At 31.5% G+C, this 16,213-nt stretch carries 16 protein-coding genes; 10 read left to right on the top strand and 6 right to left on the bottom strand.

Features of this window, described 5'->3' with window-relative positions; translation table 11 throughout:
- Positions 1-22 precede the first annotated feature (22 nt).
- The 4 genes from ACH5TW_RS11050 to ACH5TW_RS11035 all read right to left on the bottom strand — a co-directional run bounded on the left by ACH5TW_RS11050 (position 23) and on the right by ACH5TW_RS11035 (position 5,403).
- Positions 23-763: a succinate dehydrogenase/fumarate reductase iron-sulfur subunit gene (locus ACH5TW_RS11050; RefSeq protein WP_439336564.1), complete on the bottom strand. Its 741-nt coding sequence runs from the start codon at positions 761-763 to the stop codon at positions 23-25.
- A 10-nt stretch (positions 764-773) separates the two neighbouring features.
- Positions 774-2,786, bottom strand: coding sequence for a fumarate reductase/succinate dehydrogenase flavoprotein subunit (locus ACH5TW_RS11045; RefSeq protein WP_439336563.1), 2,013 nt, complete (start codon positions 2,784-2,786; stop codon positions 774-776).
- A gap of 12 nt (positions 2,787-2,798) precedes the next feature.
- Entirely contained in the window at positions 2,799-3,458 is a 660-nt protein-coding gene (locus ACH5TW_RS11040; protein WP_439336562.1) for a succinate dehydrogenase cytochrome b subunit, read from the bottom strand.
- A gap of 118 nt (positions 3,459-3,576) precedes the next feature.
- Positions 3,577-5,403: a T9SS type A sorting domain-containing protein gene (locus ACH5TW_RS11035; protein ID WP_439336561.1), complete on the bottom strand. Its 1,827-nt coding sequence runs from the start codon at positions 5,401-5,403 to the stop codon at positions 3,577-3,579.
- 118 nt (positions 5,404-5,521) lie between these two features.
- Here ACH5TW_RS11035 and ACH5TW_RS11030 point away from each other — a divergent pair, with 118 nt between their 5' ends.
- Positions 5,522-6,814 (top strand): aminopeptidase P N-terminal domain-containing protein, encoded by a 1,293-nt coding sequence (locus ACH5TW_RS11030; protein WP_439336560.1) that lies wholly within the window; start codon positions 5,522-5,524, stop codon positions 6,812-6,814.
- Positions 6,815-6,877: 63 nt separating this feature from the next.
- Here the strand turns inward: ACH5TW_RS11030 and ACH5TW_RS11025 are convergent, their stop codons facing one another.
- On the bottom strand, positions 6,878-8,200 hold the full coding sequence (locus ACH5TW_RS11025) for an aspartate kinase (protein ID WP_439336559.1): 1,323 nt from the start codon (positions 8,198-8,200) through the stop codon (positions 6,878-6,880).
- Positions 8,201-8,385: 185 nt separating this feature from the next.
- Here ACH5TW_RS11025 and ACH5TW_RS11020 point away from each other — a divergent pair, with 185 nt between their 5' ends.
- The 4 genes from ACH5TW_RS11020 to ACH5TW_RS11005 all read left to right on the top strand — a co-directional run bounded on the left by ACH5TW_RS11020 (position 8,386) and on the right by ACH5TW_RS11005 (position 10,477).
- Positions 8,386-9,042: a hypothetical protein gene (locus tag ACH5TW_RS11020; RefSeq protein WP_439336558.1), complete on the top strand. Its 657-nt coding sequence runs from the start codon at positions 8,386-8,388 to the stop codon at positions 9,040-9,042.
- 1 nt (position 9,043) lies between these two features.
- The gene (locus ACH5TW_RS11015) at positions 9,044-9,829 is read left to right on the top strand and encodes an alpha/beta fold hydrolase (protein ID WP_439336557.1); all 786 of its coding nucleotides are present in this window, start codon (positions 9,044-9,046) and stop codon (positions 9,827-9,829) included.
- 50 nt (positions 9,830-9,879) lie between these two features.
- Positions 9,880-10,164, top strand: coding sequence for a DUF1660 family phage protein (locus ACH5TW_RS11010; protein WP_439336556.1), 285 nt, complete (start codon positions 9,880-9,882; stop codon positions 10,162-10,164).
- A 61-nt stretch (positions 10,165-10,225) separates the two neighbouring features.
- Positions 10,226-10,477, top strand: a complete 252-nt coding sequence (locus ACH5TW_RS11005; protein ID WP_439336555.1) for a DUF1660 family phage protein — start codon at positions 10,226-10,228, stop codon at positions 10,475-10,477.
- Here the strand turns inward: ACH5TW_RS11005 and thiL are convergent.
- Positions 10,467-11,513 (bottom strand): thiamine-phosphate kinase, encoded by a 1,047-nt coding sequence (gene thiL, locus ACH5TW_RS11000; protein ID WP_439336554.1) that lies wholly within the window; start codon positions 11,511-11,513, stop codon positions 10,467-10,469. The two genes, ACH5TW_RS11005 and thiL, sit on opposite strands and share 11 nt — an antisense overlap.
- A 216-nt stretch (positions 11,514-11,729) precedes the next feature.
- On the opposite strand from thiL, the gene ACH5TW_RS10995 reads away from it, so the two are divergent.
- The 5 genes from ACH5TW_RS10995 to sufD all read left to right on the top strand — a co-directional run bounded on the left by ACH5TW_RS10995 (position 11,730) and on the right by sufD (position 16,168).
- Positions 11,730-12,059 carry a HesB/IscA family protein gene (locus ACH5TW_RS10995; protein WP_439336553.1) on the top strand — a complete coding sequence of 110 codons (330 nt, stop codon included), beginning with the start codon at positions 11,730-11,732 and terminating at the stop codon, positions 12,057-12,059.
- Between the two features lie 16 nt (positions 12,060-12,075).
- Positions 12,076-13,524: a Fe-S cluster assembly protein SufB gene (gene sufB / locus ACH5TW_RS10990; RefSeq protein ID WP_439336552.1), complete on the top strand. Its 1,449-nt coding sequence runs from the start codon at positions 12,076-12,078 to the stop codon at positions 13,522-13,524.
- A gap of 57 nt (positions 13,525-13,581) precedes the next feature.
- Positions 13,582-13,908 carry a hypothetical protein gene (locus ACH5TW_RS10985; protein WP_439336551.1) on the top strand — a complete coding sequence of 109 codons (327 nt, stop codon included), beginning with the start codon at positions 13,582-13,584 and terminating at the stop codon, positions 13,906-13,908.
- Positions 13,909-13,950: 42 nt separating this feature from the next.
- Positions 13,951-14,703 (top strand): Fe-S cluster assembly ATPase SufC, encoded by a 753-nt coding sequence (sufC, locus tag ACH5TW_RS10980; protein ID WP_439336550.1) that lies wholly within the window; start codon positions 13,951-13,953, stop codon positions 14,701-14,703.
- Positions 14,704-14,854: 151 nt separating this feature from the next.
- Complete coding sequence (gene sufD, locus ACH5TW_RS10975; protein ID WP_439336549.1) at positions 14,855-16,168, top strand: Fe-S cluster assembly protein SufD; 1,314 nt, start codon at positions 14,855-14,857, stop codon at positions 16,166-16,168.
- Positions 16,169-16,213 lie beyond the last annotated feature (45 nt).

The raw sequence follows: 16,213 nt of genomic DNA, 5'->3' as shown, positions 1-16,213 counted from the left end.
TTTTATAAAATTAATAGCGTTTTTATAAGTTCGCTTTCATTAATTCTCTATTCATTCTAGCAATATTATCTAATGAAATTCCTTTAGGACATTCCACTTCACAAGCTCCTGTATTAGTACAGTTTCCAAAACCTTCTAAATCCATTTGAGCTACCATGTTTTTAACACGATCTGCAGCCTCAACTTGTCCTTGTGGTAATAATGCATATTGAGAAACTTTAGCACCTACAAATAACATTGCAGAAGAGTTTTTACAAGTAGCAACACAAGCACCACAACCAATACAAGTTGCAGCATCCATAGCTTCATCGGCAGCATGCTTAGAAATAGGTAGTGAATTTGCGTCTTGTGTATTACCTGATGTATTTACAGAAATGTAACCTCCGGCTTGTTGAATACGCTCAAAAGCCATTCTATCAACAATTAAATCTTTTATTACAGGAAAAGCTGCGGCTCTAAATGGTTCTATTGTAATAGTATCTCCATCTTTAAACATACGCATGTGTAACTGACAAGTAGTTACACCTCTATCAGGCCCATGTGCTTCACCGTTAATATACATAGAACACATTCCGCAAATACCTTCACGACAATCATGATCGAAAGCAACAGGCTCTTCTCCAGTATTTACTAATTGTTCATTTAGAACATCCATCATTTCTAAAAAAGACATATGCTCTGAAATATCAGTGACTTTATAATCGACCATTTGCCCCTTAGAAGAAGCGTCTTTTTGTCTCCAAATTTTAAGTGTTAAATTCATAGTGTCTTTATTATTTATATGAACGTTGTTTTAATTCGATATCTTTAAATTCTAATTCTTCTTTATGTAAAACCGCATCAGCTGGTTCTCCTTTATATTCCCAAGCAGATACAAAAGCGAAATCTTTATCATTACGTTTAGCTTCTCCTTTTTGTGGACCATCTTCCTCAGCAGATTCTTCTCTAAAATGCCCTCCACAAGATTCTTCTCTTGTTAAAGCATCTTTTGCAAATAACTCTCCTAACTCTAAGAAATCGGCAACACGTCCTGCTTTTTCAAGCTCTGTATTCATTTCATTAGCACTTCCAGGTACTTTAACTTCTTTCCAGAACTCTTCACGAATAGCTTTAATTTCTGCCATTGCTTCGGTTAACCCCTTAGCATTACGTGCCATCCCTACTTTATCCCACATTACTTTTCCAAGTTTTTTGTGGAAATAATCAACAGATTTTGTTCCTTTATTATTTACGAAGAAGTCAATTCTATCTTTTACTTCTTTTTCAACTTCATCAAATTCTGGAGTATCAGTTGGAATTTTTCCTGTTCTAATATCATCAGCTAAATAATCGCCAATTGTATATGGTAATACAAAATAACCATCGGCTAAACCTTGCATTAATGCAGAAGCTCCTAGTCTGTTTGCACCGTGATCAGAGAAATTAGCTTCTCCAATACAATAACATCCAGGAATGGTTGTCATTAAGTTATAATCAACCCAAACGCCGCCCATTGTATAATGAACTGCTGGATAAATCATCATAGGAGTTTTGTATGGATTTTGATCTACAATTTTCTCATACATTTGGAATAAGTTTCCATATTTAGCCTCTACTATGGCTTGACCTAATTCGTATATCTTTTCTGCAGATGCATTTTTAATATTATGAATTTTTGCTTGCTCTTTCCCGTAACGTTCAATAGCAGCTGCAAAATCTAAATACACCGCTTCTCCTGTTGCATTTACACCGTAACCAGCATCACAACGCTCTTTAGCAGCTCTTGATGCTACATCACGTGGCACTAAGTTACCAAATGCAGGATAACGACGCTCTAAATAATAATCTCTTTCATCTTCAGATAAGTCGGTTGGTTTTTTACTTCCTTCTCTTATCGCCTTTACATCTTCTATATTCTTAGGAACCCAAATACGTCCGTCATTACGTAACGATTCAGACATTAACGTCAATTTAGATTGGTAATCACCTGAACGTGGAATACATGTTGGGTGAATTTGCGTATAACATGGGTTAGCGAAATAAGCACCTTTTTTATGAATTTTCCAAGCAGCTGTTGCATTAGATCCCATAGCATTGGTTGATAAGAAATATACATTTCCGTATCCTCCTGAAGCAATAACTACAGCATGAGCAGAATGTCTTTCTATCTCCCCTGTAATTAAATTACGAGCTATAATACCTCTTGCTTTACCATCTACTTTTACAACATCTAGCATTTCATGACGGTTAAACATTTCAATTTTACCACGAGCAATTTGTCTATTCATTGCTGAATATGCTCCTAATAATAATTGTTGTCCTGTTTGACCTTTAGCGTAAAACGTTCTTGATACTAATACACCACCAAATGAACGGTTATCTAAAAGCCCTCCATAATCACGAGCAAAAGGAACACCTTGCGCTACACATTGATCGATAATATTTGCAGACACCTCAGCTAAACGATAAACGTTAGCTTCACGAGAACGGTAATCGCCTCCTTTTACGGTATCATAAAATAATCTGTATGTTGAATCACCATCACCTTGATAGTTTTTTGCTGCATTAATTCCACCTTGAGCTGCAATAGAATGCGCTCTACGTGGTGAATCTTGATAAGCAAATGCTTTTACATTATATCCTAACTCTGCTAATGTTGCAGCAGCTGAACCTCCAGCTAATCCTGTTCCAACAACAATAACATCTATATGACGTTTGTTTGCAGGATTAACAAGATTGATTTTATCTTTATAAGTTGTCCATTTATCTTTAATTGGACCTTTTGGTACTCTTGAATCTAAAGCCATACTATACTAAGATTAATGGTTAAAGTGATGAAAAAGTGCAATAATTATAAATCCTAAAGGAATTATAATTGAATACATTTTACCAATATTTTGTAATGTTTTCTTTCTTGATGCCGTAACTCCCATAGATTGGAATGCCGATGTAAAACCATGTGCTAAGTGTAACCCTAAAAACACGAATGCAACTACATATGCTGTTACTCTCCAGATAGGAACAAACTTATGCTGTAACTCACCAAAATATCTTGTTGGATCTTCTGGTAAAAACTCTATATATTTATGGTTTACCTCAGGCAACCAAAAATCAATAAAGTGTAAAAGTATAAATGCCAAAATGGCAAGACCACTATAAATCATATTTCTACTCATCCAAGTAGAATTTGCTGCACCATTATTTCTAGCATAAGCAACTCCTTGCGCTTTTTTATTTTTAATTTCTAATACAAAACCCAAAACAAAATGAAATACAACACCAAAAATTAAAACAGGTTGTAAAGCAAATTGCACTAATGGATTGGTTCCCATAAAATGGGATAACTCATTAAAAAGGTCTTCACTAAAAAGCGATGTTATATTAACCGCTAAATGAATAATTAAAAAGAAAATAAGGAAGAGAGCCGAAAGTGCCATGGCTACCTTTCTTCCAATTGAAGATTTAATAAATCCGCTCATATTTTATTAGTTATTTTATGTTATGCAAATGTAGGTCAGGGAGCTTTTATAGACAACAAACAATTGTCATGTTTTTGTTATTTAGAATGGTTTTAACTAAGTGTTTTGTTAACTCTTATTATTCAAAAACAATTTTTTTAGTAATAATAGCGTTCTCTGAATGGATGTTTACAAAATACATTCCTTTCGTAATACCTGTTAAATTAATTTCTTTTACTCTAGATGTATCGGAAATATTAATATTAGATATTAATCGTCCACTTACGTCATAAATAACTACTTTTTGTAAGTTAATAAAAGATTCATTTTTAATATAAAAACGCCCAAAACTTGGATTTGGATATACACTAATTGAATTAATTAATTCCTGATCTTCAACACTTAAGTTACAAGAATATTCTACCATTGGAGATTTTGATGAGAAGCATGAAAAAGAAGGAAGGTTTGACTCACTTCTACTTTGAACATCATTTGCTGCAGCAATATTATTTAACGACAATACTCTTTGTTGCTCATTTAAACCAATAGCGTAATGCATAACATCATTTCCATTATTACTAAAAGGGGAATTATCTATTACATGCCCTAATTGATGCGCATGTCCTAATTCATGAAGAGCCACACTCTCAAAATCAATTTTAAACCCCTGTGTACCTATACCATAGTACCAATCTTCTCCATCATCAAAAGCAATATCTATTTCAGCTGTATATACCTCAAAATCTTCAATTGTACTTCCGCAACCAGAAAAAGAATAGCTTGTTTGACCTAAAGTTCCTACAGGCAATTCCGATCCTACATCAAACCTTATAATATTTACACCATTTGAATCACTAGAAACAGTATTCCCAATGGTAAAATTTATTCCAGTTTCACATCTCCAAGTATCCAATGCTCTTAGAAATGCTGCTTTTGCAGATGTATTTGCATTAAAACTTGTTTGCATATTAAAAATATAACCTCCACTTCCATCATTATTAACATGCCTTGTTTGGTAAGCATAAATAATTCCAGAATCAGTAGGTAATTCAAATTCACCATTAATTTCTGAATAAGGAATCGTTAAATCTTCAACAGATGTTATACTATTTGAAGAATCATCAGTCACCATGATTTTTCCAGTACCTGCTCCAGATGGCACTTGAACAGTAATAGATGTGGAAGACCAGGTTACCTGTGTGTCTAAGGCGTCTATAAAAGTATCACCTCCATCATCTCCACTACTAAAACTTACCTTCCCTTTATTTACACCAAAATCTCCTGTTGAACCAGGAGGTATTGAAATTGTTATTGTTGATTTTGTTCCAGCAGTTATAGTTGTTGGAGAAAAACTAATAGCATTAGGAACTAATGTTTTACTTGTTTTTGAAGTTGTTTTAAGACTAGTATATTTTGATAATTCAGCATATTCTATGTATTCTTTTTTTGTAAGCTGCATAATATCATTATACAAAGTGCTTGAAGTGCTTTTTCCCGATTTAAATGGATGTATTATTTTATTATCATGCAGTTTATATTTATAAAATCCTTGCAAAGAACTATATACTGTAAAACTCTTTTTATTTGAAACTTTATTACTAAATGTAGTAGTATTATCATTTAATGTAAAAACACCTAAATCTCCTTTATTTAACTTTAAGTTAGGCACAATTAATTGATTTTGCATTCCTATAATACCTCCTCGAGTAATTATTTCTATTGTTTCTCTAGGTTGTCCTTTAAAAACCTTATATACTTTAACAATATTTGATGTAAATATCTTTTCATTTGTTTTGTCCCAAAATGATTTTTTAGATAGTACTTCTCCTTCTATAACTAGACTAGAATTCTCAATCTGTTGCTTTAAAGATACTTTTCTTAATAACTTTTGAGCATTTAAATTAGAACTAGCTAGAAAGACAAAACATAAAGCTATTATTAAAATTTGCGTAGTATTTCTTTTCATAATAATTAAAAACAATCATTTTGTTTAATTGTAATATTACCAAATATAACAATTATTAATATATTATTTATTTAGCTTTGTTTTTTAGTTAATGCATATTTAATATTTACAAGCAATTATGAAATACTTATCGATAAACAGCTCCCTTTTTGTAAAAAATAGAAAAAACTTTATCTCAAAAATGAAACCAAATAGTTTGGCTGTTTTTAATTCTAATGATATATATCCCATAAGTGCAGATAGCACTTTGCCTTTTCAACAACACAGAGATATTTTTTATTTAAGCGGTATAGATCAAGAAGAAAGTATTTTAATTTTATTTCCAGATTGTCCAAAAGAAAAACATCGTGAGATTTTATTTTTAAAAGAAACTAATGAACATATTGCTATATGGGAAGGTGAAAAACTAACTAAAGAAGCTGCTTTTATAACAAGTGGAATAAAAACTGTGTATTGGTTAAAAGACATGGAAAAAATTATGTTTGAATTAATGACTCAATGCGATACTCTTTACATAAACACAAATGAGCATTATAGATCATCGATTGATACCGAAACCAGAGAAGATCGCTACATAAAATGGTTAAAAAACAAATATCCAGCTCATTCTGTTGCTAAAAGTGCTCCTATTTTACAAAGACTACGTTCGGTTAAAAATCAAATTGAAATAGACTTAATACAACATGCTTGTAACATTACCGAAAAAGGGTTTCGTCGTGTGTTAAACTTTTTAAAACCTGATGTTTGGGAATATGAAATTGAAGCAGAATTTATGCATGAATTTTTACGCAATCGCTCAAAAGGGTTTGCTTACAGCCCCATTATTGCTTCTGGAAATAATGCGAATGTATTACACTACCTAGAGAACAATAAACAATGTAAGTCTGGCGACTTATTACTTCTAGATGTTGCTGCTGAATACGCCAACTATTCTAGTGATATGACACGTACAATTCCTGTTTCTGGTCGATATACACAACGACAAAAAGATGTCTACAATGCAGTAAACAGTGTGAAGATTGAAGCAACAAAAATGCTTATTCCTGGAACTGATTGGGCAGAATATCATGCAGAAGTCGGGAAAATAATGACTTCTGAACTTTTAGGTTTAGGACTACTTGACAAAGCAGATGTTCAAAATGAAAACCCTGATTGGCCAGCTTACAAAAAATATTTTATGCATGGAACATCTCATCATATGGGACTAGACACACATGACTACGGTATATTAACCGAGCCAATGCAAGCCAATATGGTATTTACTGTTGAACCTGGCATTTATATTCCTGAAGAAGGTTTTGGGATTCGTTTAGAAGACGATGTTGTTATTCAAAATTTTAGCGAGCCATTAAACCTTATGAAAAACATACCTATTGAAATTGAAGAAATTGAAGATTTAATGAATTCTTAAAAAAACAAAAGAGGGTTGTATTTTAAAATACAACCCTCTCGCTAGCAATACTAAAATTGTATTTTATAGAGTGACTAATTCAAATAAATAATCGTTTAGTTTTTGCAGCGTGTTAATTTTATCTTTAGAGTTTATTAACAAGGAAATATTATTATTACTTCCTCCATAAGATATCATTCTAATTTTAATATCCTGTAATATTTGAAATAACTTATAGGTGTTTTCATGGATAACCACTGAATGCCCAACAAGACAAACAATACTTTGGTTTTTATCCACTTCTACTGATGAAAACGCATCTAACTCAGCGACTATTTTATCTAAGTTTTTATCATCATCTATAGTTAACGACACTGCAACTTCCGATGTCGTAATCATATCAATAGAGGTTTCATAAACTTCAAAAATTTCAAATACTTTTCTTAAAAAACCATGAGCCTGTAACATTCTACCAGACTTAATTTTTATGGCAGTAATATTATCTTTTGCAGCAATGGCCTTAATCCCGTTTTCAGAAGTTTCACTTGAAATTAAAGTCCCATAAGCTTCTGGATCCATTGTATTCTTTAAACGCACAGGTATACAATCTTTTCTAACAGGCGTCACTGTTTGTGGGTGCAATATTTTAGCACCAAAATACGCTAATTCGGCAGCCTCATCAAATGATAAGTTAGAAATTGGCTTTGTATTTTCAACATATCTAGGATCGTTATTATGCATCCCATCAATATCTGTCCAAATCTGCACTTCTTCAGCCTTAATAACAGCACCTATAATTGTTGCTGTATAATCACTTCCACCGCGTTGCAAATTAGAAACTTCATCATTAGCATCTAAACAAATAAATCCTTGAGTAATATATATATCAGAATCTTCTGCATCATTTAAAACTGTTGCAAAATGTTCTTTTACATACTCAATGTTTGGCTCCTTTGCTTCATCAATACGCATAAAACTTAAAGCTGGTAATAATGCCGAACGAATCCCTTCTTGTTTTAAATATGCATTAAACATATAAGTAGAAAGTAACTCTCCTTGTGCAAGAATATTATTTTCTAAAACTGTTGAAAAAGACTTATAAGTACATTCAACTAAAAAATTGAAAATACTAGAAATATATTCTTTTACATTTTTATTTAAATCATCATTTATTATAAGACCATCAATTGTCTTATAATAAGTTTCATGTAAACCATTAATCTTATCAATAGCTTCATTAGGAAGCTTATCTTCAATATTTTTTGAAATAGATACTAAATGATTTGTTGTACCTGACATAGCAGACAATACAACAATCTTTTTTTTACCGTCGTTAATAATATTCTTAACGTTACATATATTTTCAATGGAGCCAACTGATGTGCCTCCAAATTTCAATACCTTCATTTTCATTAATTTGAGCGCTAAACTATAACTACTTTAAGCAATAAAGATATTTATTAAAAAAAAAGTATATTTTTGCACAAACTGTTAAATAATTAACATCTAGTATATTGTTTAAAGCTTAAAATGACTGAATAACTCAGAACAATAAAAGATGTAGACATTAAAAGACAATAAATATTATCCAAATGAAAACGGTATCAAACTGTGTTGAAGATATTTTAATAACACAACCTTATTTAGAAGAAGCACTATCAAGAAACATCATAAACTTTAGTGCTTTGGCTATTGAATTAACTGAGCCCATTAGCAGAATGCTAAAAAAGGAAGTTAAGCCAGGTGCTATTATGATGGCTTTAAGACGCTACAACCCTCCAGTAACACTTGGAAATTCGATAAAAATGAAAAAAGTGATTCAGAATTTAGGAGACATAACTGTTCGATCTAATCTTACTGATTTCACCATTAAAAACTCGGATACCATAATAGACAATCACGCTAAAATATTAGAAAAAATAAATCAAGAAACAAAACTATTTTACACGTTTACAAGAGGTATTCATGAAAGTAATATTATAATCTCCAGTATTTTAGATGACTTCACTAAAGAATGTTTTAAAAATGAAACGTTTCTAGCAACTCAAGACGGACTATCAGCTATTAGTGTAAATCTTCCACAAGACAACTCTAAAATAGCAGGTTTATACTATCAATTTTTTAAAAGATTAGCTTGGGAAGGTATAGTGCTTTACGAAGTTATTTCAACTACAAACGAATTCACAATCTTAGTTGAAGAAGAATTTGTAGATAAAGCTTTTTCTGCAATAAAAAAGGTAAAAGCTTAATATGAATATAATTTTCAAAGGAACCACTATTAATTACACTGATGAAGGCACAGGAAAAGCCATTGTATTGCTACATGGTTTTTTAGAAAACAGTAATATGTGGCTTCCATTTATCTCCGCATTATCAAAAAAAAACAGAGTCATTTGTATTGATTTATTAGGCCATGGTAAAACAGGTTGCCTAGGCTACATACATAGCATGGAACTTATGGCCGATGTTGTAGAGGCAGTTATTTCTCATTTGAAAATAAAAAAAGTAACATTTATTGGGCACTCAATGGGAGGCTATGTTGCACTCGCTTTCGCAGAAAAATACCCAAACAAAACAGAAGGTTTATGCCTTATGAATTCTACAGCACAAGCAGACTCTAAAGAAAAACAAATTAATAGAGACAGAGCTATTGCTGCTGTAAAACAAAACCATAAAACATTTATACAACTTGCTATATCTAATTTATTTATACCAAAAAACAGAACCATTTTTTCTAAAGAAATAAAACAAATAAAAAAGGAAGCATTAAAAACCCCATTACAAGGAATTATAGCCGCCTTAGAAGGCATGAAAATTAGAAAAAATAGAGATTTTTTATTACTTAATAATGATTATGAATTAATGATGATTATTAGTAAAAGAGATCCCGTATTAAATTATAATAATTTAGTAAGTCAAACAAAAAAATCACAAGTTAAAGTTGTTGAATTCCCAGACGGACACATGAGTCATATCGAAAATGAAAGTTGTTTCTTACAAGAAATAAATGTTTTCATCGAAAAAATAAGTTATTAAACGTGTTTGTTGTGTTTTTTTTCTATATTTAGGTCAAAATAGTTTTCATCATGGAAAAAAAAACTAATCAACCAACTTTAATTCCAAAAATATACTGTAGTGTTTTTGGACATGATTATCAAGTAACAAAAAAAGTTACTTATCATGTTAAAGAATATACTTGTTGTCATTGTAAAAAACAACTAACAACAAATAGTAATGGAAAATTAATTGAATTAACACCAAGGTTTAAAGAAATTAACGACATCCTTGAGCGTATTCACTCTAAAAGAATATTACGTTCAAAGACAAAAACAACCGCTTCATCGATTTACCTGCACGCAGTTAAAAATTAACGAATCTTTTTCAATACTTTAACATGCTCTAATTAAGGCTAATAAATAGTAAAGAAAATAAATGAAAAACATTCAGTGCAAAATGTTTGGTCACGACTTTCGTGTAACTAGAAATGTGACATATCATGTTAAAGAATACACCTGTAAAAACTGCAAAAAAGAACTTACTACAAATGGTAGTGGAAAATTAACAGAACTCACTCCCAAATTTAAAGAAATAAACGATGTGTTAGAACGCATTCATTACAAACGCAAAATTAGAACTAAAGAACAATCACTTATTAATAGTAAGTTATTAGTTTTTAGTCATTAATATTTTTCCAACCTTGTGCCTTTAAAGGTATTTTTGTATCTGCTCTTGTAACTAAATCAATACCTGAATTAGCTTCTTTCATAAAACCAATTACTGTAAAATTTGGATTTGCTTTAATTTTAGGAAAATCAGCTTGTGAAATTGTAAATAATAGCTCATAATCCTCTCCCCCATTTAAAGCTACTGTAGTACTATCAATATTAAATTCTTCACACACAGAAATCACTTGTGGATCTAACGGAATTTTAGTCTCATACAAATCGCACCCAACATTACTTTGCTTACATAAATGAATAATTTCAGAAGACAAACCATCACTAATATCAATCATAGCTGTTGGCTTTACATCTAAATCTTTCAATAACTCAATAATATCTTTACGAGCCTCAGGTTTTAATTGACGTTCCATTAAATAAGAATACATCTCTAAATCTGGTTGGTTATTAGGGTTTACTTTATACACTTCTTTTTCGCGTTCAAGCACTTGTAACCCCATATAAGCAGCTCCTAAATCACCAGTAACAACAAGTAAATCATTTGCTTTAGCGCCACTTCTATAAACCTCATTATCATGTTCAACTTCACCAATAGCAGTAATAGAAATTAATAACCCAGTAGTAGAAGATGTTGTATCACCTCCAACAACATCAATATTGTAAATACCTGCTGCCGTTTCAATTCCTGCATACAGAGCTTCAAGAGCTTCAAGCGGAAATCTATTAGAAACTGCAATAGATACAGTAATCTGTGTTGCTGTTGCATTCATAGCATATACATCGGAAAGGTTTACTACAACTGCTTTATACCCTAAGTGCTTTAATGGCACATAACTTAAATCGAAATGAACACCTTCAATAAGCAAATCGGTTGTTACAACAATTTTCTTTTTCTCAAATTCTAAAACTGCAGCATCATCACCAACACCTTTAATTGTTGACTGCTGTTTAATCATAAAATTTTTAGTCAAATGATCTATAAGTCCAAATTCGCCTAAATCACTTAATTGTGTCCGTTGTTGGTTTTTATCTTCTATCATGCTGCAAAAATAAGAAGCTTATTTTATAAACGAGTAATTTTTAGTAATTATGCTATTAAATGAATTTAACTTATCAGATCATTAGACAAACAGTGGTTTTTTAATCCATAACAAAAACCTATTAAACCATATGCTAATATAATGTTAGGTTGTATGGAAATCCATGACTTATATTGTATATTTGCAGTCTATTTAGACGAAATCTAATTAAAGATTATGATAAAAGTTTCTGATACAGCTAAGAAAAAGGTTATTGAATTAATGACTGATGACGGCTATAACCCAACCGAAGACTTTGTGCGCGTTGGTGTAAAAAGTGGTGGTTGTTCTGGATTGTCTTACGATTTAAAGTTTGATAACGAAAATAATGAAGGTGATAAAGTATTTGAAGACAATGGTGTAAAAATTATTGTTGACAAAAAAAGCTTTTTATATTTAATAGGAACTACACTAGAATATTCAGGAGGGTTAAACGGAACTGGTTTCGTATTTAATAACCCTAACGCAAACCGCACTTGTGGTTGTGGAGAATCGTTTTCATTATAAAAAATAAGAAGTAATTATGTCGAAGTATACAGAAGACGATTTACGCGAAGAGCTTAAAACAAAAGAATACGAATACGGTTTTTATACCGATATAGAATCTGAAACATTTCCTATTGGTTTAAATGAAGATATTGTGCGTGCTATTTCTAAAAAGAAAGAAGAACCACAATGGATGACAGATTGGAGATTAGAAGCCTTTAAGGTTTGGAAAGATATGACCGAACCAGAATGGGCGAATGTTAATTATGAAAAACCAGATTTTCAAGCAATAGCTTATTATTCTGCTCCAACAGCAGTCGATCCTAATAAAACATTAGACGATGTAGATCCAGATTTACTTGCTATGTACAAGAAATTAGGAATTTCGGTTGATGAACAGAAAAAAATGAACAATGTTGCTATGGATATTGTTGTAGATTCTGTGTCTGTTGCAACAACATTCAAGAAAACTTTAGGCGAAAAAGGCATTATTTTTATGAGTATTTCTGAAGCTATTAAAGAGCATCCAGAACTTGTGAAAAAATATTTAGGAACTATAGTTCCAACGAAAGACAACTTTTATGCAGCCTTAAATAGTGCTGTTTTTAGTGATGGTTCTTTCTGTTACATTCCAAAAGGCGTAAAATGTCCGATGGAATTATCAACCTATTTTAGAATTAACCAAGCAGGAACAGGACAATTTGAAAGAACTCTAGTTATTGCAGATGAAGGTAGTTATGTAAGTTACCTTGAAGGATGTACAGCTCCAAGCAGAGACGAAAATCAATTACACGCAGCCGTCGTAGAGCTTATTGCTTTAGATGATGCCGAAATAAAATATTCAACAGTACAAAACTGGTACCCTGGAAACGCAGAAGGAAAAGGTGGTGTTTACAACTTTGTAACCAAAAGAGGTTTATGCGAAAAAAACGCTAAAATTTCTTGGACACAAGTTGAAACAGGTTCTGCAGTTACTTGGAAATACCCATCATGTGTATTAAAAGGCGATAATTCAGTTGGTGAGTTTTACTCAATTGCAGTAACAAACAATTACCAACAAGCCGATACTGGTACAAAAATGATTCATTTAGGTAAAAACACGAAGTCAACCATTATTTCAAAAGGAATTTCGGCTGGGAAATCACAAAACAGTTATCGTGGTTTAGTTCAAATTAATTCAAGAGCTGATAATGCTCGTAACTTTTCGCAATGTGATAGTTTGTTAATGGGTAACGAATGTGGCGCACATACTTTCCCATATATAGAAGCTAAAAATAAATCAGCTAAAATTGAGCACGAAGCTACAACTAGCAAAATTGGTGAAGATCAAATTTTTTATTGCAACCAACGTGGTATAGATACAGAAAAAGCCATTGCATTAATTGTAAATGGTTTTAGTAAAGAAGTATTAAATAAGCTTCCTATGGAATTTGCTGTAGAAGCACAAAAACTATTAGAAATAAGTTTAGAAGGAAGTGTAGGTTAATTATCATTCCTGTGAAAGCAGGAATCTCATTATATTAAATCGGAAACATTGATTAAAATGAAAAAAGCATTTTTTATTGTATTTATTCTAACAACTATTTTAAGTTGTAAAAACGAAACCAAAGAAGTTAAAGAAGAAATAAAAACATTAAAAGGTAATTATGTTTTTTATGATGACGCTGCTGTTCTACAAACCAATTCAGAGATTTATGGCGTATTTTTAACAAACAAAACACAGGAACTTAACAGATTAACAGAAAAGCACAAAACAAAACCTACTGATATGGTTACTGTTGAATTAAAAGTAAAAATTACTAATAAAAAAGACGATAAAATTCTTTGGGATAATAAAATTGAAATTATCGAAATATTAAAAGTCAATTAAACCAACGAAATTAAAAATAGTAAAATTTAGGAAACAAATAGTATGTTAAAAATAACCAATTTACACGCAAGTGTTGAAGATAAAGCCATTTTAAGAGGCATTAATTTAGAAGTAAAACCAGGAGAAGTACATGCTATAATGGGGCCTAACGGCTCTGGAAAAAGTACTCTATCTGCTGTTATTGCAGGAAAAGAAGAATACGAAGTTACTGATGGTAATATTCTTTTTAACGAAGAAGACATTAATGAATTAGCCGCAGAAGAACGTGCTCACAAAGGTGTATTTTTATCATTTCAATATCCAGTTGAAATACCTGGAGTTTCTGTAACTAACTTTATAAAAACAGCTATTAACGAATCTCGTAAAGCAAAAGGTTTAGAAGATATGCCTGCTAAAGACATGCTAAAACTAATTCGTGAAAAAGCAGAATTGTTAGAAATCGATAGAAAATTTTTATCACGTTCTTTAAACGAAGGATTTTCTGGAGGCGAGAAAAAACGTAACGAAATTTTTCAAATGGCTATGCTAGAACCAAAACTAGCCATCCTTGATGAAACTGATTCAGGGTTAGATATTGATGCACTTCGTATTGTTGCTAATGGTGTAAACAAACTTAAAAGCAAAGAAAACGCTGTTATTGTAATTACACATTACCAACGTTTATTAGACTATATCGTTCCAGATTTTGTACACGTACTTTACAATGGTCGTATAGTAAAATCTGGCGGAAAAGAATTAGCACATGAGCTTGAAGAAAAAGGATACGATTGGATTAAAGAAGAAGTAAACGCATAATTAGTTTCAGTATTCAGTTAGCAGTTAGCAGTAGCTTCCTCAAATTCTGATTACTCTTACTAATCTATTAAATAATAAAACAGTTATAAATTATACAGACTTAGAAGTGCATTTAACTGCTTAATTAAGACTGACCACTGAAGACTGAAATATGGATTTAAAAGAAAAATTATTATCATCCTTTTTAATTGTTGATAATCAAGTAGACATAGAGTCCTATGTACACGATGTTAGAAACGATGCTATAAAAATATTTAAAGAAAAAGGCTTTCCATCTAAAAAAGAAGAAGCTTGGAAATACACCTCTTTAAATAAAATTTTAAAAGAAGACTATAGCGTTTTTCCTAAGCAAGAAAATGTTATTGAATATAGAAATGTTCAAAAATATTTTATTCATGAAATAGACACCTATAAAGTTGTGTTTGTTGACGGAAAATATGCGTCACATCTATCTAGTACAACGCACGATGGTATGGATGTTTGCCTTATGTCTTCAGCTTTAACAAAACCTAAATACCGTTTAATTATTGAAAACTATTTCAATAAAGCTGCAAGTACAGATAGTTTAACATCATTAAACACAGCATTTGCAAGCGAAGGTGCATACATATACATACCAAAAAACAAATTGGTAGATAAACCTATTCAAATTATAAATTTCTCTACAGGAAACGAATCGGCAACAATGTTACAACCACGTAACTTAATTGTTGTAGAAGAGAATTCGCATGTACAAATTATAGAGCGTCACCAAAGCTTAACCAAAAATGCGGTATTAACAAATAGTGTTACCGAAATTTTTACAAACAAACGTGCTATTGTAGATTATTATAAAATACAAAACGATAATAGCGACGCATCCTTAATAGACAACACCTTCATCAAACAAAAACGAGAAAGTGTAGCATCAGTACACACTTTTTCATTTGGAGGTAAATTAACACGTAACAACCTTAACTACTATCAAGAAGGCGAGCGAATCGATTCTATATTAAAAGGTGTAACCATTTTAGGAAACAAACAACATGTAGACCACAACACTTTGGTACATCATATCGAACCTAATTGCGAAAGTCATCAAGATTACAAAGGCATTTTTGGCGATAATTCAACAGGTGTTTTCAACGGAAAAATAGTTGTAGAAAAAGAAGCGCAAAAAACAAACGCCTTTCAATCTAACAACAATATTTTAGTAAGCGATAAAGCATCTATAAACACCAAACCACAACTAGAAATTTTTGCCGACGATGTAAAATGTTCTCACGGTTGTACCATTGGTCAATTAGACGAAAGCGCTATGTTTTACATGCGTTCGCGCGGTATTCCAGAAAAAGAAGCCAAAGCACTTTTAATGTATGCCTTTAGTAATAACGTATTAAGTTCGGTTAAAATACCAGAAATAAAACAACGTATCACCAAAATTATCGCTAAAAAATTAGGTGTTAATATTGGATTCGATCTATAAAATTATTTGAAGCTATTTCCCGCTATCCGCTATATCTTTTTTGAA

Origin of the sequence: Thalassobellus sediminis, from assembly GCF_044386045.1 — a bacterium.
Classification (GTDB): Bacteria; Bacteroidota; Bacteroidia; order Flavobacteriales; family Flavobacteriaceae; genus Thalassobellus; species Thalassobellus sediminis.
The sequence above is the reverse complement of the archived record's forward strand: the minus strand, read 5'-3'. Positions and strand labels throughout refer to the sequence as shown.